This window comes from Corynebacterium sp. 2571A, from assembly GCF_055700935.1.
The window spans coordinates 248475-270300 of record NZ_JASTTE010000001.1; the positions used below are offsets into that span (position 1 = coordinate 248475).

Consider the following 21826-nt stretch of genomic DNA (forward strand, 5'->3'; position numbering starts at 1 on the left):
CAATAGGAAATCAATGCGGTCTAGACACAGTAACCCATCCCACAGCCGCAGGCGTACCGCCACGCGCGAAATGTGAGTAATTACTCATATTTTGGGGGCGGGTGACTGCCTCGCACACCCGGCCACGGATCCGCCGGGCCTAGCTGCCCCAGCTACTGCGCGGCGGCAGCGCCTAGGCGGGCGACCTCGACGCCTTCTTTAGCGGCGGCGACCAGCAGCGCGCTGCCCATGCCGACCCAGCCGATGAAGGGGTCCTGGTGCAGCTCGATGGGGCGGTGGACGTGGGCTAGCACCCAGGCGTCGTAGCCCAGCTGGGTCAGATCCTCCACGGTCGCCGGCAGGCAGGGCTTGCGGCTGTAGTCGCCGGTCAGGCTGGTGTGCAACACCCCCAGGTGCGGGCCGGGCACGCTGCCCCGGGCCGGGAAGCCGGTAACCACGCTGCGCGGATCCGGATCCTGGGCCACCGCGGCGGTGTGCACGGTCATGCCGTGGTAGCGGAAGGAATGCGGGTGCGCCTCGTGTACTACCACCCCGCGCGGCAGGGTGAGATCGTGGTGGGTGTCGTGGTTGCCGGCGATGAAATGCACCGGGCCGAGAAGCTCCACCGCGCGCTCGAAGAAGGCCGTGACCTCCCCGTAGGTGTCCGCGGTGTAGTGCGCGCGGTCGATGACATCGCCGGCGCAGATGAAGCCTTCCGCGCCCGCCCGCGCGCCGGCCTCCAGCATGCTCACCGCCCAGTCCAGGCCCGGGGCGGCGGGCAGGCCGAGGTGGATATCGCCCAGGACCAGTACACTCATGCCGCCACCCGCTTCGCCCGGCGGGCCTGCCAGAGGTTGGTCAGCACCAGCACGACGGTGGAGGTGCCCACGCCGATGAGCGTCATGGCCATGGCTTCGGCCCGGTGGCCCTGGTCGAACTGGTTCATGATCCACGGCGCCAGCAGGTTGATATTGGACGGCCTAATCAGCGAGGACATCACCAGCTCGCGGATGCCCACGAAGAAAGCCAGGATCCAGCCGGCGAAGAGCCCGGGGGCCAGCAGCGGCAGGGTAATGCGCCACAGCGTCTGCCCGCCGCTGGCGCCGGCCACCTGCGCGGCCTCGTAGACCGTCGGGGAGATCGCCCCCGCGGAGGTCTTGATGTTCTGGACGGCCATGGGCAAAAAGAGCACGCTGAAGGCCATGATCAGGATGACCTGGGTGCCGTACGGCGACCACGGCAGCCGCGGCGAGTTCCACAGCAGGATAAAGCCGATAGCCAGGACGATGCCCGGCACGGTATCCGGCGCGACGGCGAAGAAGTCCGTCACCCGCGCCGGCAGGCGGTGTCGCGAGCGCGCCGCCGCTCGGCCCACCAGCGTGACCAGCAGCGCCAACAGCACCGCCGTGCACGCGCCGATAGCGCCCAGCGTGATGCTGCGCAGCAGCGCCTCCTGGGCCGAGGGTGTGGACAGCACGATGCCGAAGTAGTCGAAGGTCAGGTTGTCCGGTGTGGGCGGCTGGGAGCGCAGGATGGTCATCGCGGACAAGATGATGGCGATGTACGGGATGATGACCGAGCCCGAAAAGACCAGGGCGCAGTAGAGCCAGGCAACAACCTTGCCGGGGCCGGACAGGCGCAGGTGCACCTGCCGGGCCACGCGCCCGCCGCCGGTGAGATCCTTGCGCGCAATCCACTGCTGGAAGGCCCAGGCAGCAACGCCCAGGGCGAAGAGCACGGAGGAGGACGCCGCGGCGGAGGAGAAGTTCAGCGGGTCGATGGTCACGTCCTGGTAGATGGAGGAGACCAGCACCGGGTAGCCGATGGCGTTGCCCAGCGTGACCGGGGTGCCGAACTCGCCGGCGGCCTTGATGAAGACGATGAGCGCGCCCAGCGAATAGGGCCCGACTACCAGGGGAGCGACCACGCGCGTGAACTGCTGCCAGGTGCTGGCGCCGGCGACCTGGGCGGCCTCCAGGTGGGAGGCGGAAATGGAGCTAAAGCAGTTGCGCAGGATGAGGTAGAGGAAGGGGAAGAGCTCCGCGGCCATGATGAAGGCCATGCCGCCGACGGAGTAGATGGCATCGTGAGCCAGCTTGCCCACGGTCTTGCCGAAGAGCAGGTCCGCCACCCCGCCCAGGCGGGTGAAATCCATCCACGCCAGGGCGGAGGCGAACGGCGGGGTCATAAACGGGATGAGGATGAAGACCTCCATCCACTCGTGCTTTTTCAGCGGCGTCCACGCCCGCAGCAGCGCCAGGGGCGCGGCGAATACCGTGGCGAAGACCACCACCAGCACGGACAGCTGCACGGTGTTGAACAGCACACGCAGTGTGTCCGGATCAGCCAGGTCCCCCAGGGCGGAGGGCTCGTCCCGGTAGCCGAAGACCGCGCCGCTTAACACCGCCACCAGCGGCGCGGCCACCAGCACCAGCAGGACCAGCAGCACCGGGTAGATGCCCCAGCCGCCCGCGCGCGACCAGCCGCCCGCACGCGCAGTACCGCCGGCACGACCAGAACGGTCCGCGCTAGCCCGACCCGGCCGGCGGCCTGCCGGCTGGTGTGGCGTGTGGGTGGTGGGTGTCATGTGCTCTGCTCGCTTGGTGAGATGAGTGAATGGGTGCGGTGGAAGGGGGAGAGTGCGCTACCGAAAACGGTGGACCAATTAGAGGAAGCGCTCGACGAATTCGTCCTTGATGTCGCCGGAGGCATCCGCGATAGAGGACCAGTCATCGTCCAGCTGCTTGATGTCGTCCAGGGCCGGGCCGTTCTTCGGCTCGACGTCCTGGTGGGCCGGGATCATGTTCTTGGACGCGGAGATCTCCTGTGCCTCCTCGGAGAACATGAAGTCGACGAAGGCCTCGGCGGCTTCCTTGTTGTCCGTGGAGTTGAGGATCATCACGGGGCGCGGGGTGACCGTGGTGCCCGAGGACGGGATGATGACGTCCAGGGCCTCGCCCTTGTCCTGGGCGGAGTAGGCGGAGTAGTCCACCCCGCCCATGACGATGCCCCGGGACCCGCCCGTGACCTGGTCCAGGGCCTCGCCGTTGGCGCCCTGGATGACCATGCCGTTGTCGAAGAGCTTCTCGAACAGCTCCCAGGTGGCGTCCTTGCCCTTCTCATTGACCATGGCGGTGATGAGATCCGCGGCGGTGCCGGACTCGCGCGGGTCCGGCATGATGACCTGGTCCTTGTATTTTTCGTCGGTGAGGTCCTCCCAATCCGCCGGGGCCTCATCCACGACGTTGTTGTTGACCACCAGCGCCAGCGCGGAGCCGTCGCGGCCGTGGAAGGTGTCGTTTTCCGAGTTCCACTTCGGGTTTGCCTTGTCGATGCCCTCCGGCGCGTACTCTTCCAGCGCCCCGGACTCGTCCTGCTTGGCGGCCGCGGACCAGGACGCCAGGTAGACCACGTCGGCCTGCGGGTTGGCCTCCTCCGCCTTCAGCTTGGCGGTGATCTTGCCGGTGGTGTCCGCGAAGACGTTGACCTTCACGTCGGTCTTGTCCTCGAAGGCCTCCACCAGGGCATCGGTCAGCCCCTGCGGGTTGGCGGAGTAGTAGTCCAGCTCGCCGGACAGGCCCTCCGGGGCCTGCCATTCCTCGGCGCTGGAGGCGGCGTTGTTCTCGGACTCGGTGTTCTCATTGGCGGACTCGACCGAGCCGCAGCCGGTCAGCAGCAGGGCGCCGCCGGTCAGCGCGGCGAGGGCGGAAACGAATTTGGGCTTAAACATGATGGGAATCTCCATGGGTTGTGAATTGGTGGTTCGGGGCAAGCTACCGGTCCGGCAGGGCCAGGTAGATGGTGTCGCCGCGGCGGCAGCGCTCGCGCGCGTAGACCAGCCAGGGCTCCTCCGCGCCGTCGAGGGCGCAGCGCACCTCGTAGCGGCCGCCGACGTAGTGGGCACTGAGCACCGTGGCGGGCAGCCTCCCCGCCCCGACGTCCGCGTCCGGGCTGGTTGATACCTGCACGTCCTCCGGCCGGGTGTCCGGTAGCGACTCGTGCCGGTTCATCACGCCCACGAAGCCGGCGACGAACTTGGTGGCCGGGGCGTCATAGATGGTCACTGGGTCATCGAATTGCTCGACGTTGCCGGCGTTCATCACCACCACCCGGTCCGACATGGCCAGTGCCTCCGCCTGGTCGTGGGTGACGTAGATGACCGTCAGGCCCAGCTCGTAGGCCAGCTGGGTCAGCTCGTTGCGGATCTGGACCCGCAGTGCAGCATCCAGCGCGGAGAGCGGCTCATCCATCAGCAGCACATCCGGGCTGGAGACCAACGCCCGCGCAATCGCCACGCGCTGCTGCTGCCCGCCGGACAGCTGCTGGGGCCGGGCCTGCGCCTTGGACTGGATGCCGACCATTTCCAGCGCCTTGTCCACCGCGGCCTGACGCTCGGCCGCGCCCAGCTTGTTGGCCGCCCCGGCGGTGGTCAGCGGGAATTCCACGTTCCCGGCCACGCTCATGTGCGGCCACAGCGCCAAGTCCTGGAAGACCATCGACAGGTTGCGCTTGTTGACCGGCACATTCACCGAGCCTGAAAAGACCTCGCGCTCGCCGAAGGAAATCGTGCCCGCATCCGGCGTTTCCAGCCCCGCGATGCACCGCAGCAACGTCGACTTGCCGCACCCCGACGGCCCCAGCACGGAGACGAACTCCCCGCCCCCAATCGACAAATCAGTAGCGCGCAGCCCCGTCCCGTCCGCGAACTCGCGGCGCACCCCAGCAAGCCGGATATACGGCTGGAGCTCGGTCTGGGCAGATAGTGGTGAAGCAGTCATAGTCAGGATTCTCATCACTGAAGAGCCGCACCGACCCCTCAGATTGGGCGTGTAAGTACGCGAGAATCTTAAAGTGCTTAGGTTTCGAAACTACTAAGCAGTTATGTAGATAACGTGAACACTAGGTTGCGAGTGTGTTGCTGAAGGTCCCGCCGGCAAGATAATGGCCTTGTGGCGTACAGATGGCCGAGGTATAGGAGGTCTTTCGTGCACTCGGGGGTATGAAGCGAAAGCCATTTGCCTACTGGTATTGGTCGCAGGGAGGCACTTGACCCGACGTCGGTTTAGGTTCAGGCATAATTGGCAAGTATGAGAGGCGACGTAAAGGACATTGTTCGGATATTTGACGGCAACGACACGGAGCTTGTTATCCCCGTCTACCAACGCAACTACGACTGGAGTGAAGAACAGTGCTCTAGATTGTTTGATGACCTTGTTGACGTCATCAAACAGCGGCGTCTAAAACATTTCTTCGGTGCAGTCGTGGGGAACCCGGAGACTAAATTTCGGTGGGTTGTCATCGATGGTCAGCAACGTATCACTACCGTTAGCTTGCTTATCTTGTCTTTGGTGGATGCGCTCGATGCTGAGGACGTCGAATCGGAAGACCCAGAGTTGGCCGCAAGACTGCGGCGTAACTATCTGGAAAACTCCGGCTCCACTGTCGCAGAACCGAAGCTCAAGTTGAAGCCAGTCAAAGACGATATGGATTCTTACCGGCGACTACTGACCGGGCAGGAGTTTAATGAGCGATCTAACGCAACCGCCAACTACCGCTATTTTCGCGAGCGGATCGCAGCCGGTGAATTAAGCGGCGATGAGCTCTGGGAAGCCATCGGGCGTCTACAGGCGATGATTCTCGATCTAGAACCGCACGATGAGCCGCAACGAATTTTTGAGTCTTTGAATTCAACAGGGAAGAGTCTTACCGAGGCGGACAAGATTCGTAACTTGGTCCTTATGGGGCAGCCCGTTGACGAACAAAACCGCCTGTACGAGGACTTTTGGAACCGGATCGAGCATAACGTCTCTTTCGAGACGAATACCTTTATTCGCTTGTACTTGGTGTCCCGCACCCGTCGGACTCCCCGCTTTGACGCGTTGTATGACGCTTTCAAGAAGTTCTTGGCGAATGAGAGGCAGGAAATAGAAGTAACTCTGCGTTTGATGCGCGACTATTCGGAGTACTTCCGAGATCTCAACTCCGCGCAGACAGGGGTGCCCTACGCAGACAAGCGACTGCGTCGATTAAATCTTACGCCGCACGAGGTGGCCATGCCGGCGTTAATGCCATTGTTGGCGGACTATCGGGAAGGGGTTATTTCCGCTGACGACTTTGCTAAGACTGTAGAGCTCATTGATTCCTATATTTTCCGGCGGCTTGTGGTGGGCTTGCCGACAAATGCTCTTAATAAAATCTTTGCCACCCTGTACAGCGAGGCTCGGAGAATTCGACATGGGGACGCTTCCATCGCTGATGTGATTGCGTTCCTTCTCTACCGGCGCGCAAAAACCTCGGGCGAGTTTCCGGATGACGAGAGATTCGCTGAGGCGTTCAAGACTAAGAACTTCTACAACTTCCGCGCTCAGAACCGGAGATATCTCTTCGAGTGCCTGGAAAATGGATTTTCTAAGGATACCGCGGACATCGCGAGCGCACTCGAAAGAGGAGACTTGTCCGTCGAGCACATTATGCCGCAAACGCTCACAAAGGAGTGGCGAACATCCTTGGGCCCGGACGCCGAGGAAATTCACCAGACTTGGCTGCACCGTATCGGCAATCTGACGGTTACTGGGTATAACTCCGAATACTCCAACTATTCGTTCCAGTTGAAGAAGACGGTTGAAGAGGGGTTTGACGCTTCTCCCTACCGGCTCAACCGATCGTTAAAGTCCGAAAACGAGTGGGGCGTGGACCAGATGCGCCGCCGTACCGATGACTTGGTTGAACGCGCCTTGGAGTACTGGCCGATGCCTTCGAGCGAATTCGAGCCAAAGCGGGAACCCCTGCCGCAGATTCCCATGGGGGAGGACACGGACTTTAGCAACCGGAGAATCGTTGCCTACGACTTCGATGAGATGTCTGTGGCTGTTAGCAGCTACAGGGAACTGATGCGCTCCTTGATTAAGTACTTCGTGACGCAGAGAAGGGACGACATCTTCGCGTATGCAGCAGGAGCCTCAGTCGGTTTCACTGCGGGGGCGACGCCTGCCAATAGATACCAGGAAGAAATTGTTCCAGAGCTGTGGGTGACGACTCATAATTCCACTCGTGACAAAATGACGATTCTGCGTAGTCTTTTTGCTCACCTCGACTTGGACCCAGATGAATTGATATTCACTCTGCGCTCGGAAGCCGCTAGGGAAGAAGAAGCCGAGGAAGAAGGGCGTTTCTCCGATGTCATTAAGTACTTGCCGCAGCTCGAAGCGCTAGAGGGGACGGACGCTACCGAAGAGGATATTGCTCCCCTGCGTGATGGGCTTGAAGGTGCAATGGCAAGCCATTTTCCCGAGCCACTACCCACGCGGGATACGGGGAATCTGCTCGCGGAAGCGACTGAGTCAGAGCTTGAGCCGGAGGAAGTCGGGGCGGCTTTCCGGTCGCTGGTTGACGTCGACAAACTGCTCGTAGGGCAGTACCGCAAGGCGGTTGTCAATGGCACTGTATCGGCATTGCTGAGGCAGCTGAAACGATTTAAATAGGTCTAATTACTGCGCCGGGTTCAACGTCTAACTTCGCTATGAACTGAAAAGGGGTAAAGTCCTGATGTTTTTAAGCGGAGAGAGCTCGCAAACTGTGACCTAGCGCTAGTAGAACCCCCTTAACGGGGGTGGCTAATGGTTGATTGGGCGGAAGTATTTATCCACGTCACAGAGCTTTGGAATATCTTGAAACGCCTCTTTGCCGGGTTTTGCTAATTTTCTACGCTATTTTCATGAAACAAGTCACTGTGACTGGCTACACACGGTAGCTTAGAGTGCAACCTCATCACAGGTTAGTCTCATGAAAATGCCGGTGCAGCCCAGTTGCTGTTATCCCGAGTGGCAGGGTTGCATCCAAAGCGTGGAGGTATCTCCCCCTATGACAGTTAAGAAGATCATTGCCACCCTGGCAGCCGGTTCCCTGACCCTTGGGTTGGCTGCTTGTGGGAGTGACGGACCATCCGCCGGAGGCAACTACGTACTTGCAAACGGCACTGAACCACAAAATCCCCTAATCCCAGCAAATACCAACGAAACCGGCGGTGGGCGCATTGTCGATTCCATCTACGCTGGCCTGGTCTATTACGACGCTGAAGGGGAGACTCACAACGAGCTGGCAGAGTCTATTGACGCCAACGACGACAACACCGAGTTCACCATTAAACTGCGCGAGTCGAATTTTTCCGATGGCTCCCCGCTGACCGCAAAGAATTTCGTTGATGCCTGGAACTACGCGGTTGCAAATGATCAGCTCAACGCTTCGTTCTTTAGCTCGATCAAGGGCTATGAAGAGGGTGTTGAGTCGATGGAAGGGCTCGAAATTGTTGACGACATGACGTTTAAAGTCACGCTCAGTCAGCCGGAGGTCGACTTCCCTCAACAGCTGGGATACTCCGCGTTCTATCCGTTGCACAAATCCGCGCTAGAGGACATGGATTCCTTTGGGCAGAACCCGATCGGTAATGGTCCGTACAAGCTTGACCAGTGGAATCACAACCAAGATGCAACCGTCGTCCCGAACGAGGAATACGACGGTGACCGCAAGCCGCAGAATGATGGCGTCCAGTTCATTTTCCATCCGACCATGGATGCTGCGTACTCCGATTTGTTGTCGGGAAATCTCGACGTGCTCGAGACCGTCCCAGACTCTGCGTTTTCCGTGTTCGAGCAGGACCTAGGAGACCGTGCGGTTAATGAACCTTATGCCGGTTTCCAGTCCTTCACTCTGGGCCAGAACCTTGAGCACTTTGATGGCGAAGAAGGAATCTTGCGTCGGCAGGCTATCTCCCACGCCATCGACCGCGAAGAAATCACGGACACCATCTTCAAGGGCACGCGCACCCCGGCGACTGAATTCTCCTCGCCCGTCCTTCCCGGATACGACGATTCCATTGAGGGCAAGGAAAACCTCGAATACGATCCCGAAAAGGCGAAGGAGCTGTGGGCTAAGGCGGACGAGATTAGTGAGTTCTCCTCGCCCAGCTTGGAAATCGCCTACAACTCTGACGGCGGTCACAAGGCGTGGGTAGATGCCGTGGCGAACTCGATCAAGAACAACCTAGGTATCGAGGCTATCGGGCAGCCGTACCCCGACTTCAAGTCTCTACGTGACGAAATTACGAACCGCACTATCGAGAGCGCGTACCGAACCGGTTGGCAGGCCGACTACCCGTCCATTGGCAATTTCTTGTCGCCGCTCTACTACACGGGTGGTAGTTCCAATGACGGTGACTATTCGAGTGAAGAGTTCGACAGCCTGATGGACGAGGCAGCGACCGCTGATAGCAGCGAAGAAGCTCAGAAGAAGTTCAACGAGGCCCAAGAGATTCTCTTGAACGACCTGCCTGCTATTCCTCTGTGGTACCCGAACACCACGGGCGGTTACTCCGAGAACGTCGACAACGTCACGTTCAGTTGGAAGCAGCAGCCGCTGTACTACGAGATCACCAAGCAGTAGTCATTCCGGCACTAGGTAGTTAAAGACAGGCTTTCGTCCCGTCCGAACGGGGCCGAGCCTGTCTTGGCATGTACCTGAACCAGCCACAACGCAAAGGAACATATTTATGTTGCGCTATATCGGGCGACGAGTGCTGCAGATGATTCCGGTCTTCTTCGGGGCTACCTTCCTCATCTACGCGCTAGTCTTTCTGATGCCAGGCGACCCGGTGGAAGCCTTAGGCGGGGATCGCGGTCTCACAGATGCTGCGCGCGCTCGCATTGAAGCCGAGTACAACCTGGATAAACCCTTTATTGTCCAATATCTGCTCTACATCAAGGGCATCTTCATGCTGGACTTCGGAACCACCTTTTCCGGTGTCCCGGTTACGGAAGTCATGGCCAACGTCTTTCCTGTAACCCTCAAGCTCGCGGTGATGGCCATTGCATTCGAAACCATCTTTGGTATCGCATTCGGCGTTATCGCCGGTGTGCGGCGCGGCGGCATCTTTGACTCCACGGTACTAGTGATGTCTCTCTTGGTCATCGCAGTGCCATCGTTCGTCATCGGTTTTGTTTTCCAATTCCTCGTGGGAATCAAATGGGAGCTCTTGCCGGTTACCGTTGGCGCGCGCGAAACGTTTACCTCGCTGCTTATGCCAGCGCTGGTTCTGGGCGCTCTGTCTTTTGCCTACGTCATTCGACTTACGCGCCAGTCAGTGGCAGAAAACCTGCGAGCGGATTATGTCCGCACGGCTCGGGCAAAAGGCCTGGGTGGGACTGCGGTAATGACGCGACATGTGCTGCGTAACTCTCTCATCCCGGTGGTGACCTTCATTGGCGCCGACCTTGGTGCACTGATGACAGGAGCCATTGTCACGGAGGGCATCTTCGGCATCAACGGTGTGGGCGGCACTATGTACCAGGCAATCTTGCGAGGAGAGCCCACCACAATCGTCTCTTTCACCACAGTGTTGGTGGTTATCTACATTGTCGCCAACCTGCTTGTTGACCTTTTGTACGCAGTACTGGACCCGAGGATCCGCTATGCCTAATTTTGATAACACCACTCTGCGGCCCGGCCAAGAGCATTTCATCTCTGATACTGATGAAACGGGACTGGGCGCTGTCGACGCTGTCAAGGATGAGTCTGCTCCTACCTCCCAATGGGGAGAAGCCTGGCGCTACCTGCGCAAACGTCCTCTGTTCTGGATCTCTGCTGTGATGATCCTTATAGCTGTCCTGTTGGCAGTCTTCCCAGGGATGTTCACCAGTGTGGACCCACGTGCCTGTGACCTCACAAAATCCATGGCCGCTCCTGAGTCCGGGCATCCCTTCGGCTTCAACCGTCAGGGCTGTGACATCTACTCACGCGTTATCTACGGCGCGCGAGCTTCGGTTGCTGTGGGCGTTTTGGCCACGGCTCTCGTGGTCATCATCGGCGCAATTGTCGGTTCGATCGCTGGTTTCTTCGGCGGCTGGGTGGACGCGGTTCTGTCGCGAATTACCGATATTTTCTTCGCAATTCCGTTGGTGCTGGCAGCCATTGTTGTTATGCAGATGTTCAAGGAGCACCGCACGATTATCACCGTAGTCTTGGTTCTCGGTCTTTTCGGTTGGGTTTCCATCGCACGTATTACGCGTGGCGCGGTGATGTCGATCAAGAACGAGGAGTTCGTACAAGCAGCAAGGTCTATTGGCGCGTCTTCGTGGCGAATCCTATTTAGCCATATTCTGCCAAATGCCGCTGCGCCGATCATCTCCTACGCGACTGTCGCGTTGGGTACTTTCATCGTGGCTGAAGCGACGCTCTCGTTCCTGGGTATCGGATTGCCGTCCACATTCGTGTCCTGGGGTGGGGATATCTCAGACGCTAAAGAGTCGTTGCGCGTAAACCCGGCTGTGCTGTTCTACCCGGCAGGGGCACTGGGATTGACCGTATTGAGCTTCATCATGATGGGCGACGTTGTCCGCGACGCTCTCGACCCGAAGGCGAGGAAACTGAAATGACGACTCCACTTCTGGAGATGAAAGACGTTCACATCGCGTTTAACTCTTCTACCGGTCTGGTGGAAGCAGTCCGAGGCGTGAATATGACCATCTATCCGGGGCAATCTGTTGCCATCGTGGGTGAGTCCGGTTCAGGTAAATCTACTACTGCGATGTCCATCCTCGGGTTGTTACCGGGCAGCGGACGCGTAACTAGCGGAGAGATCCTTTTTGATGGCGAGGACGTGACCGGGTTTAATCACAAACAGTTCGAAAAACTGCGGGGCGATCAGATTGGTCTGGTTCCCCAGGACCCCATGTCCAACCTGAATCCAGTGTGGCGCATCGGCACCCAGGTCGAAGAGTCTCTCAAGGCCAACAACATCGATGGCGGCAAGGATCGCGTCGTTGAGCTTTTAGAAGAAGCAGGGCTACCGGATGCTGCGCGCCGGGCGAAGCAGTTCCCGCACGAGTTCTCCGGTGGTATGCGGCAGCGTGCCCTTATCGCCATGGGGCTGGCAGCGCGCCCGAAGCTGCTCATCGCGGATGAGCCGACTTCAGCGTCGGATGTGACCGTGCAGAAGACGATCCTTGACCACTTGGATCATCTGACCAAGGAACTCGGCAACGCGGTACTGTTTATTACGCACGATTTGGGTCTAGCAGCCGAGCGCGCTGAGCACCTCATCGTCATGCACCGTGGACGCATTGTGGAGTCTGGTCCCTCCCGGGAAATCCTGCGCGATCCGCAACACCCGTACACACGGCGCTTGGTTACGGCAGCGCCTTCTCTCGCCTCCTCGAGGATCCGCTCTGCTCAGAAAGCTGGAGTGGAAACCACCGAGCGGGTGGCGGGAAACGCAGTCGCTGAGGACTCCGAGCCGTCTCAACCAGTAATCTCTCTGAAGAACCTGACCAAAGAATTCGACATTCGTGGCCAGCGAGGGGAGAAAAAGAAGCTTAAAGCTGTCGATGATGTCTCCTTTGACGTCCGACGCGGCACGACGCTGGCGCTGGTAGGGGAATCCGGGTCTGGTAAGTCGACAGTGGCGAACATGGCACTGGGACTGCTCGAGCCGACGGCCGGAACCATTGAGTTTGAGGGGCGGGATACTTCTACGCTGTCCGGCAAGGAGCTGTTCAAGCTACGTCGCAAGATGCAAGTGGTTTTCCAGAATTCCTACGGCTCGTTGGACCCAATGTTCTCTATCTACAAGTGCATCGAAGAACCACTGGTCTTGCATAAGGTAGGTTCACGCAAGGAACGGGAGCAACGGGTCGCGGAACTTTTGGACATGGTGTCGATGCCGCGTTCGGCCATGCGACGCTATCCCAATGAGCTCTCGGGTGGCCAGCGACAACGCATCGCTATTGCCCGCGCCCTGGCCCTTCATCCGGAGGTGGTTGTCCTCGACGAAGCGGTATCAGCGTTGGACGTGCTCGTGCAGAACCAGATTATTCAGTTGCTCGCGGAGCTACAGCGTGATCTCGACCTGTCCTACTTGTTCATCACCCACGACCTCGCCGTGGTGCGTCAGACCGCCGACGACATCGTCGTCATGAAGAAGGGAAAGGTCGTCGAACAAGGAAGTGCTGATGACATCTTTGAGAATCCTCAAGAGGATTACACGCGAAACCTCATCGACTCCGTGCCGGGGCTCAACATCGAGATCGGCACAGGCGAAAACCTGGGGCTGGCAGAGTAGTTGCCGACGCCGCGGCACGCCTTGTGCAGCGGCGACCAGTCTCCTGGTTCCCCGAGGACACCATCGAAAACACACCGATGGATGTGGACTCCTTACAGGAAGCTTGTGCGCAGTTCAGGTCCAAAACTGGCCCCGAAACTGAGGTTGAGTGAGTCAGGCTGGTGACGTAAGTTAGATGGCAACATGACCGGTTCCGCTACCCACCCCGGTGGGAGTCCAGGGCCGGTCTTCGTCTTCTCAGATGCCGATTGTGGAGTTCATGTTAACGACAGTGAAAGATAGCGCAGTAGCAACGGTCGAAGAGTAGCTCAATTCAAAAGAACCGGATGGGTGATTTCCGTGGATAGTTGGGCGCAGCTTTGAGTACTGCGCGCAGGGTTTGGCGATAAGAAAGATCGCGCTTAGTTCTGTGAGTCGCAACGATGCCCACCTTGGTCGTGCTTGTTAGATACGGTGCAAACCACCGAGTCTATTTTTGGTGCCAAGCTGCACACCTACACCATTGTGGACGCTATCTGGGACGAGAACGTGTTGCCTTCAAGATTGATTTCAATGCCACCATGCGCTCAAAGGTCGCTGACAGTGACGAGATTATGGTTGAAGACATTAACCGCACCGGAGCGTTGAAATCGGAAGAGCGTACGTCTGCGATTGTCAGATACCTTCTCGACCACTTTGGCCAACACACGCTGCATGATTCTAAGTTCCGACATACTGAAAATCTCAAGGCAGACAAAGCCTTACAGGTGTTCGCTAAAGGCTTTGTTGACTTGACGATTCCATACTCCGGTCTGCTGGTGGGCAGCATGATGCCGCCGGTGCGTCGGTTCGGTGCCAAGAAGAACGAAAGCGTTAACCAAAAGCACCGCGTGGTCACCGCCATGAACCGGATTGTGGACACCTACGCAGACTCTGTGAACCCGCAATCGCTGCTGGCTGATGTTTAACTCGGCGGCTAAATAACGCGAGGGGCACGAAACCGGCTGACTGACTGGCTGGGCATTGGTCTTAAGTGTTAGCCCCTTTCATCGCTGCCTATCGTGCGAACAGGCAGCGATGACGGGGGGCTTTTCTCGCGCTGCGCTTAGTGGCCGAGCACGGCGTGGGCGATGAGGGAGTCGATGCGGCGGACGTCCACGTCCCGGCCCAGTTTGATCTTGATGTGGCCGGCGCGCGTCCACAGCTCGACCTCGGCGGTGAAGTCAAACATCTTGCCGGCGTTTTCGCTCGACCACATGTTGATGGCGCTGTAGGGGAGAGAATAGATCTCCACCTTCTTGCCGGAGATGCCCTGGGCGTCGCGGACGATCAGGCGCTTGGAGGTAAACACCGCGGAGTCGCGGAAGGTCTTGAAGGCGGCGTAGGGCTGCTCACCCTCGATGAGCAGGCCGTAGACGTCGTCGGGGATGGGGATTTCGGCGGCGAACATCCACTCGGTAATCGTCGACATTTCCATGGTTATCTCTCTCCTCGTTATATGAGCGGTGAAGTCTGTTTATTTTCCCACACATGTCGCTAGAAAGGCGGGGGATGGCTGTGACTCGTGCCGGGCAGGTGGCCCGGGCTGTCCGCGGCCTGCCTGCTACCTGGGGGTGGGGTATGAGGTGTCATACATTGGTTTGATATTGGCTTCCACCCCTGTACTTTCAGGTAAGGCAAACCTTAATATGTAGGAAATGAACGAGCTAGGGCCGGCTCCACGGAGGTCCTGGCGGCGGGCGCGTTTCGCGTACTGCGTACTGGAAAGGAGAATGGCAATGAGCTCAACTGTCACGATGACTGGGCGTACTAAAGTTGCCCACCCGCTGTCCCAGGCGTTGCGGGACGAGACGGCGCGGGCACACGAGGGCGCGGAAGGCTCGGAGTTTATGACCGCGCTGGTAAGGGGCGAGCTGGACGCGGAGGCGGTGCACGCCCTGACTGGCCAGCTGTGGTTTATCTACGACGCGCTGGAGACCGCCGTGCGGCGGGTGGCACACACCGCGCTGGGTTCCGCAGTGGCGGACCCGCGCCTGGAGCGCCGGCCGGCGCTGGAGAACGACCTGGCGAACATGATGGGCGCCGACTGGCGCGAGAAGGTCCGGATTCTGCCCGCCACCGCGCGCTACGTGGCGCGCCTGGAGTCGTTGGGCGAAGATGAGGCGGCCCGGGTCGTCGCGCACCACTACGTGCGCTACCTGGGGGATATCTCCGGCGGCCAAGTCATCGCGGCGCGGATGGGCACGATTTACGACATCGACGCGGATGCGCTGCGCTTCTACGATTTTGCCGCTATCGGCAAGGTTCCGCCCTACCGGGCGGCCTACCGCCGCCAGCTAGATGAGCTGCCGCTTGCTGAGGGTGAGCGCGAGGCGCTTATTGCGGAGGCCCAAGAGGCGTTCGCCTTCAACACAGCGGTCTTTGCGGACTTAAGCCGGGCACGCGCGGCCCGGCAGCCGCAGCCGGTGCGCTAGGCGCGTGGGGGCATGCGCGCGTGCGTGCCGGAGTGCGTGGGAAATTATCCGCCTTTGACCGTTTCGCCGGTTGGTGAACTGGGGAAACGGTTTTTCGGGGTGACAGGGGTCGATATTTTTTGAATGGTTCGGGGGAAATATCGGCTTCTGCGCGTGGGGTGCGGGTGCGGCCTGCGGGGATGGTTGCGGTGAGTGGTAGGGGTAGATAAATCCCGACGGGGTTCGGTGGGATTGTTGTTCCCCGTCGGGTTGGGGTGTTGCGGGTTTAGCGCTGGAGGAGCTCCAGTAGGTCGGCTTGGACCTCGCGGCGGCGGATCTTGCCCATCTGGTCGCGGGCGAGTTCCTCGAAGTGGTAGAAGGTGCGCGGGACCTTGTAGCGGGTTAGGCGCTGGCGGGCGAAGTCCTGCATGCCCTGCGGGTCCAGGGCGGCGCCGTCGCGGAGGGTCACGCAGGCGACGACGTCCTCGGAGCCGTCCTGGCGGGGCCGGCCCACCACGGCTACGTCGGTGACGTCTGGGTGGGCGAGGATGGTTTCCTCGACCTCCGCGGGGTAGACGTTGAAGCCGCCAGTGATGATGACTTCCTTGATGCGGGCGACCAGGCGGATGAAGCCGTCTTCTTCCATCACCGCCATATCCCCGGTGCGGAACCAGTCCTCGTAGAAGGCCTTCTCGTTGGCCTCCGGATTGTTGAGGTAGCCGGAAAAGACCTGCGGGCCGCGGACGAGGAGTTCGCCTTCCTCGCCGTCCGGCAGGGTGACCGAGGGATCGTCAGGGTCGGCCACGCGGGCCTCAGTGTTGGGGAAGGGCAGGCCGATGTAGCCGGGGCGGCGGTGTTCGTTCATCGGGTTGCCGCAGATGACCGGGGAGGTCTCCGTCAGGCCGTAGCCTTCCACCAGCATGCCGCCGGTGGTCGCCTCCCACTTTTCCACCGTGGCGACCGGCAGGGTGGCCGCACCGGAGAAGGACTTCTTGATGCCCTGGAGGCTCACGCCCTTGTCCTTGGCGGCGTCGGCGAGCTTCTCGTAAAGCGTCGGCACGCCCGGGAACCAGGTGGGCATGTGCTTTTTGACCACGCTCAGGATGAGGTCCATCTTCGGGGCGGGCAGCAGGATGACCTCGGCGCCGACGAAGATGGACATCGTGCACACCGCGGTCATGCCGTAGGCGTGGAACAGTGGCAGGGCGGCCAGGAAGCGCTCGGGTTCTTCGCCCAGGTTGGGCACCCAGGCGATGGCCATCAGGCAGTTGGACTGCAGGTTGCGGTGGGTGAGCACCGCGCCCTTGGGCGCGCCGGTGGTGCCGGAGGTGTAGAGGATAAGTGCGGGGTCGGCCGGGCGGATATCCGCCGGGGTGAGGTTGCGGCCATCACCGCCGATGGCGGAGCTGAGCAGCGTGGACCAGGGGACCGAGCCCGGGGCCGGGGCGGTGAGCTGTTCCCGCTTGGCCTTGATGGGCGGTACCGGCAGCTTGAGGGCTAGCTGCTGCAGGCGCGGCATGGCCTCAGTCATGTCGACGGAGATGATGGTCTCCAGGTCCGTGGTGGAGCGCAGCGGCTCCAGGGTGGCGGCGGCCTTGTCCCAGGCGATGGCCACGCGGGCGCCGTGGTCGCTGAACAGGCCCTCCAGCTCGTAGCTGGTGTAGAGCGGGTTGTGCTCGACCACGGTGGCGCCCAGGTGCAGCACGGCGTGGAAGGCGACGATGTGCTGCGGGCAGTTCGGCAGCACGATGGCCACCCGGTCGCCCGGGCGGATGCCAAAAGCCTTGAGTCCGGCCGCGGCGGCACGGACCTGCTGGTCCAGCTCGGTGTAGGTGAGGGTGCGGCCGAAGAAATAGGTGGCCGGGCGGTCCCCGTTTTCGGAGAGGTTGCGCTGGTAGACGTCCACGAGGGTCTCGGTGCCTATTTCCACTTCCGCGGGGGTCCAGTCGCCGTAGTGCTGGGTCCAGGCTCGGGTCTCATAGGCCGACATACGAGTGCGATTACCTTCCGTAGGGGAACAAAAACTTTTACGGCACGCCAGCCTACCCTAAACATGATTTATCCCTCATGTTTTTGGGTGGAATGGCGAAAAATTCACCCCCGCCGGGGTGGCGGGGGCGCGGCGAGTGCGAGGCGGAGCCGGGTGGGGCCGGCGGGACTGGCGCAAGCGCCGGGGCCGGGCTGGAAGGGCTGGGCTTAGAAAGCGGTTACTTGCGCTCTTGGCCCAGGCGCTGCAGGAGGTCGTCCTGGACCTCGCGGCGGCGGATCTTGCCCATCTGGTCCTTGGCCAGGGCCTCGAAGTGGTAGAAGGTGCGCGGGACCTTGTAGCGGGTCAGGCGCTGGCGGGCGAATTCCTTCAAGCCTTCCGGATCCAGGGCGGCGCCGTCGTTGAGCTCCACGCAGGCTACGACGTCTTCGGAGCCGTCCGGGCGCGGGCGGCCGACGACCGCGATGTCCTTGATGGCGTCGTGGACGCGCAGGGCCTCCTCGACCTCCGCGGGGTAGACGTTGAAGCCGCCGGTGATGATGACTTCCTTGATGCGGCTGACCAGGCGGATGAAGCCGTCTTCTTCCATGACTCCCAGGTCCCCGGTGCGGAACCAGCCGTCGTGGAAGGCGGCGGCGGTGGCCTCCGGGTTGTTGTGGTAGCCCTTGAAGACCTGCGGGCCGCGGGCCAGGATCTCGCCCTCCTGGCCGTCCGGCATGGTCTCGTCCAGGTTATCCGGGTTAGCAATCCGGATTTCGGTGTCCGGGAAGGGGATGCCCACGTACCCCGGGCGGCGGTCGGTGGACATCGGGTTGCCCACGATGATGGGCGAGCACTCGGTCAGGCCGTAGCCTTCCACCAGCAGGCCGTCGGTGTACTTCTCCCACTTCTCCACGGTGTCCACCGGCAGGGTGGCAGCACCGGAGAAGGCGGCGCGGATGCCCTTGATCGGGATGTTTTGCTCCTCGGCGGCTTCCACGATCTTCTCGTAGAGCGTCGGCACGCCCGGCACCCAGGTGGGCGTGTGCTTCTTCATCACGTCCATGACCAGCGGGATCTTCGGTGCCGGCAGCATGACCAGCTCGCCGCCGATGAGCTGGGAGAGCGTGATGTTCATGGTCATGCCGTAGGCGTGGAACATCGGCAGCGCGGTCAGCATGCGCTCTTCCTGCTCGCCCAGGCCTGGCACCCAGGCCTTGCCCTGGAGCAGGTTGGCGAACAGGGAGCCGTGGGTCAGCTCCGCGCCCTTGGGCTTGCCGGTGGTGCCGGAGGTGTAGAGGATGAGCGCGGTGGTGTCGCGCTCAACGCCTTCCGGCTCCTTCAGGTCCTGGCCGTCGCCGCCAATGGCGTTGCCGATCAGGGTGTCCCACGGGACCGTGTTCTGGGCCGGCTGGGACAGCTGCTCGCGCTGCGACTTGAGGAAGGGCAGGCGCAGGGCCGCGCGCTTGAGGGTCGGCATGGCCTCGATCATGTTGACCGAGACCACCGTTTCCAGATCCGTGGTGCCGCGCAGCTTCTCCAGCGTGCCGGCCGCCGAGTCCCAGGCGATGGCGATGCGCGCGCCGTGATCCTGGAACAGGCCCTCCAGCTCGTGGGCGGTATACAGCGGGTTGTGCTCGACCACGATGGCGCCCAGCTTGAGCACCGCCCAGAAGGCGGCGACGTGCTGCGGGCAGTTGGGCATGACCAGCGCGACGCGGTCGCCCGGGCGCACGCCAAAGGCCTTGAGTCCCGCGGCGGCGCGGTTGACCTGGCGGTCCAGGTCCGCATAGGACTGGGTGCGGCCGAAGAACCAGGTGGCGGGCTTCTCGGCGTTGATGGCCAGGTTGTTGTCGTAGATGTCGAGCAGCGTGGTCTCGCCGTAGTCGAGGGAGTGCGGGGTCCACTCGGGGTAGTGCTGGAGCCAAGCCTTGGTCTCGAATGCTGACATGGGTTTAAACCTCTAAGAATCGGGGAAACTTTCGCAAGCGTAGGTTGTACTTCCCCTAGTATAACGACGTGGCAACGCGCGGCCGCACGGCGCGGGCGCCGCCCCAGCATGAGGCGGCGGTCCGGCGCGGGCTTGGCCCCGGCGTCGGCGGCGTCCTGGGAAGCGGTGACGCAGCCACACCGCGGCGGGGAGGGCGCAGGCGGTATTAGACTGGGGCGCCATGCGCGTGGCGATGATTTCAATGCACACTTCCCCCATCGAGCAGCCCGGGACGGGCGACGCCGGGGGGATGAACGTTTACGTGCTCAACACCGCCAAGGAACTGGCGTTGCAGGGCGTGGAAGTAGACGTCTATACCCGGGCGACCCGGCCCAGCCAGGGCGAGGTCGTGGAAGTTGCTGAGCACCTACGGGTCATCAACGTCGTGGCCGGACCCTACGAGGGGCTGGAGAAAGGGGACCTGTCCACGCAATTGGCGGCCTTTGCTGGCGGGATGGTCGAGTACGTCAAGTGCCACGGCCTGCACTACGACATCATCCACTCCCACTACTGGCTGTCCGGCCAGGTCGGCTGGCTGCTGCGGGACTTATGGGGCGTGCCGCTGGTGCACACCGCGCACACCCTCGCCGCGGTAAAAAACGCCTACCGCAGCGACGACGATGCCCGCGAGTCCGAGGCGCGGCGCATCTGCGAGCAGCAGCTGGTGGACAACGCCGACCTCTTGGTAGTCAATACCGTCGACGAGGCCCGCGAGCTAGCCGAGCACTACGACGCCCCGGCCGAGCGGATCGTCACCGTCGCGCCGGGCGCGGACACCAAGCTGTTTACCCCGGGCAGCGACCGCAACACCGAGCGCGCCCGCCGCGAGCTGGGCCTGCCGCTGCACAGCAAGGTCATCGCGTTTGTGGGCCGCCTGCAGAAATTCAAGGGCCCGGAGGTGCTCATCCGCGCCACGGCGGAGATCTTCCGCCGGGAACCGCTGCGCAACCTCCGCGTGGTCATCTGCGGCGGGCCCTCCGGGGCAGGCGCTAGCCCGCAGACCTACGCGGACCTGGCCCGTGAGCTGGGCGTGGACCGCCGCGTCCGTTTCCTAAGCCCGCGCCCGCCGGAGGAGCTGGTGGCGCTCTACCAGGCCGCGGATATCGTGGCCGTGCCCAGCTACAACGAGTCCTTCGGACTGGTGGCCGTGGAGGCCCAGGCCTCCGGCACCCCGGTGGTGGCCGCGCGCGTCGGCGGCCTGCCGATTGCCGTCGAGGACGGCGTGACCGGCCTGCTGGTGGACTCGCACGAGCCGGAGGACTGGGCTGACGCGCTGGAGGAGCTGCTCGATGATGACGAGCGGCGCATTGCCATGGGGGAGGCGGCCGTACCGCACGCCGAGCGCTTTAGCTGGGAGGCCGCGGCCACCGAGCTGGTGGCGGTCTACCAGCGCGCGCTGACCGCGGAGATCCCCGACTGCCATCCGCGTCACGCCACCGGGGGTTAGAATTTAGCGGCGGTGCAGCCGGTTTCGTGGCATGCTGGAGGCATGACTAACGGAAAACTCATCCTATTGCGTCACGGACAATCCCAATGGAACGAGTCCAACCAGTTCACCGGCTGGGTGGATGTCGACCTGACCGAGAAGGGGGAGGCTGAGGCCAAGCGCGGCGGCGAGCTGCTGGCTTCCGAAAACCTCCTGCCTGACGTGCTGTACACCTCCCTGCTGCGCCGCGCTATCCGCACGGCGAACATCGCGCTGAACGCGGCCGACCGCCACTGGATCCCGGTCATCCGCGATTGGCGCCTCAACGAGCGCCACTACGGCGCCCTGCAGGGCCTGAACAAGGCAGAGACCAAGGACAAGTTCGGCGAAGAGCAGTTCATGGCGTGGCGCCGCTCCTACGACACTCCGCCGCCCGAGCTGGCCGATGACGCGGAGTACTCCCAGTCGGAGGATCCGCGCTACGCGGACCTGGACCAGGTCCCGCGCACCGAGTGCCTCAAGGACGTCGTCGCCCGCCTGGTGCCCTACTTCGAGGAAGAGATCCTGCCGCGCGTGAAAAACGGCGAGAAGGTCCTGGTCGCCGCGCACGGCAACTCCCTGCGCGCGCTGGTCAAGCACCTGGATCAGATTTCGGACGAGGACATCGCCGGCCTGAACATCCCGACCGGCATCCCGCTGGTCTACGAGGTGGACGCCTCCGGCAAGGTGGTCAACCCGGGCGGGACCTACCTGGATCCGGAAGCCGCCGCAGCCGGGGCTGCCGCCGTGGCGGCCCAGGGCGGCAAGTAGCATTTAGGTAGGAAAGACAACTATCTAGCCGCGCCCGCGGGAGCCAAAGGATCGTCCACTTCGGTGATCCGCCCCGACCCCCGGGCGCGTTGACAACCGAGGAAGGCGCGCG

Annotated in this window: 16 protein-coding genes; 9 read left to right on the forward strand and 7 right to left on the reverse strand. The window is 61.7% G+C overall.

Annotation, left to right across the window (positions count from 1 at the left end):
- Positions 1 to 152: 152 nt before the first annotated feature.
- The 4 genes from QQS53_RS01265 to QQS53_RS01280 all read right to left on the reverse strand — a co-directional run bounded on the left by QQS53_RS01265 (position 153) and on the right by QQS53_RS01280 (position 4757).
- On the reverse strand, positions 153 to 797 hold the full coding sequence (locus QQS53_RS01265) for a metallophosphoesterase family protein (RefSeq protein WP_472774171.1): 645 nt from the start codon (positions 795 to 797) through the stop codon (positions 153 to 155).
- Entirely contained in the window at positions 794 to 2566 is a 1773-nt protein-coding gene (locus QQS53_RS01270) for an ABC transporter permease (RefSeq protein ID WP_472774172.1), read from the reverse strand. The genes QQS53_RS01265 and QQS53_RS01270 overlap by 4 nt, the downstream gene beginning before the upstream one ends.
- A gap of 78 nt (positions 2567 to 2644) precedes the next feature.
- Entirely contained in the window at positions 2645 to 3709 is a 1065-nt protein-coding gene (locus tag QQS53_RS01275) for an ABC transporter substrate-binding protein (protein WP_472774173.1), read from the reverse strand.
- A 43-nt stretch (positions 3710 to 3752) separates the two neighbouring features.
- The gene (locus tag QQS53_RS01280) at positions 3753 to 4757 is read right to left on the reverse strand and encodes an ABC transporter ATP-binding protein (RefSeq protein WP_472774174.1); all 1005 of its coding nucleotides are present in this window, start codon (positions 4755 to 4757) and stop codon (positions 3753 to 3755) included.
- 309 nt (positions 4758 to 5066) lie between these two features.
- On the opposite strand from QQS53_RS01280, the gene QQS53_RS01285 reads away from it, so the two are divergent.
- The 6 genes from QQS53_RS01285 to QQS53_RS01310 all read left to right on the forward strand — a co-directional run bounded on the left by QQS53_RS01285 (position 5067) and on the right by QQS53_RS01310 (position 14037).
- Positions 5067 to 7460 (forward strand): DUF262 domain-containing protein, encoded by a 2394-nt coding sequence (locus QQS53_RS01285; protein WP_472774175.1) that lies wholly within the window; start codon positions 5067 to 5069, stop codon positions 7458 to 7460.
- A 379-nt stretch (positions 7461 to 7839) separates the two neighbouring features.
- Positions 7840 to 9417 carry a peptide ABC transporter substrate-binding protein gene (locus tag QQS53_RS01290; RefSeq protein ID WP_472774176.1) on the forward strand — a complete coding sequence of 526 codons (1578 nt, stop codon included), beginning with the start codon at positions 7840 to 7842 and terminating at the stop codon, positions 9415 to 9417.
- Between the two features lie 106 nt (positions 9418 to 9523).
- Positions 9524 to 10450, forward strand: a complete 927-nt coding sequence (locus QQS53_RS01295) for an ABC transporter permease (RefSeq protein WP_472774177.1) — start codon at positions 9524 to 9526, stop codon at positions 10448 to 10450.
- Positions 10443 to 11405, forward strand: coding sequence for an ABC transporter permease (locus QQS53_RS01300; protein WP_472774178.1), 963 nt, complete (start codon positions 10443 to 10445; stop codon positions 11403 to 11405). The genes QQS53_RS01295 and QQS53_RS01300 overlap by 8 nt, the downstream gene beginning before the upstream one ends.
- Positions 11402 to 13090, forward strand: a complete 1689-nt coding sequence (locus QQS53_RS01305; RefSeq protein ID WP_472774179.1) for a dipeptide ABC transporter ATP-binding protein — start codon at positions 11402 to 11404, stop codon at positions 13088 to 13090. The genes QQS53_RS01300 and QQS53_RS01305 overlap by 4 nt, the downstream gene beginning before the upstream one ends.
- Positions 13091 to 13650: 560 nt before the next feature.
- Positions 13651 to 14037 (forward strand): hypothetical protein, encoded by a 387-nt coding sequence (locus QQS53_RS01310; protein ID WP_472774180.1) that lies wholly within the window; start codon positions 13651 to 13653, stop codon positions 14035 to 14037.
- A 137-nt stretch (positions 14038 to 14174) separates the two neighbouring features.
- On the opposite strand, the gene QQS53_RS01315 is transcribed toward QQS53_RS01310, so the two are convergent.
- On the reverse strand, positions 14175 to 14546 hold the full coding sequence (locus QQS53_RS01315; protein WP_472774181.1) for a PH domain-containing protein: 372 nt from the start codon (positions 14544 to 14546) through the stop codon (positions 14175 to 14177).
- Between the two features lie 301 nt (positions 14547 to 14847).
- Here QQS53_RS01315 and QQS53_RS01320 point away from each other — a divergent pair, with 301 nt between their 5' ends.
- Positions 14848 to 15543: a biliverdin-producing heme oxygenase gene (locus tag QQS53_RS01320; protein ID WP_472774182.1), complete on the forward strand. Its 696-nt coding sequence runs from the start codon at positions 14848 to 14850 to the stop codon at positions 15541 to 15543.
- Positions 15544 to 15808: 265 nt separating this feature from the next.
- On the opposite strand, the gene QQS53_RS01325 is transcribed toward QQS53_RS01320, so the two are convergent.
- Together QQS53_RS01325 and QQS53_RS01330 are read right to left on the reverse strand one after the other, a co-directional pair.
- Positions 15809 to 17563: a long-chain-fatty-acid--CoA ligase gene (locus QQS53_RS01325; protein WP_472774500.1), complete on the reverse strand. Its 1755-nt coding sequence runs from the start codon at positions 17561 to 17563 to the stop codon at positions 15809 to 15811.
- Between the two features lie 166 nt (positions 17564 to 17729).
- Positions 17730 to 19439, reverse strand: a complete 1710-nt coding sequence (locus tag QQS53_RS01330; protein WP_472774183.1) for a long-chain-fatty-acid--CoA ligase — start codon at positions 19437 to 19439, stop codon at positions 17730 to 17732.
- Between the two features lie 220 nt (positions 19440 to 19659).
- Here QQS53_RS01330 and mshA point away from each other — a divergent pair, with 220 nt between their 5' ends.
- Positions 19660 to 20925 carry a D-inositol-3-phosphate glycosyltransferase gene (mshA, locus tag QQS53_RS01335; protein WP_472774184.1) on the forward strand — a complete coding sequence of 422 codons (1266 nt, stop codon included), beginning with the start codon at positions 19660 to 19662 and terminating at the stop codon, positions 20923 to 20925.
- A 42-nt stretch (positions 20926 to 20967) separates the two neighbouring features.
- Entirely contained in the window at positions 20968 to 21714 is a 747-nt protein-coding gene (locus QQS53_RS01340; protein ID WP_472774185.1) for a phosphoglyceromutase, read from the forward strand.
- The last annotated feature ends 112 nt before the right edge of the window (positions 21715 to 21826 follow it).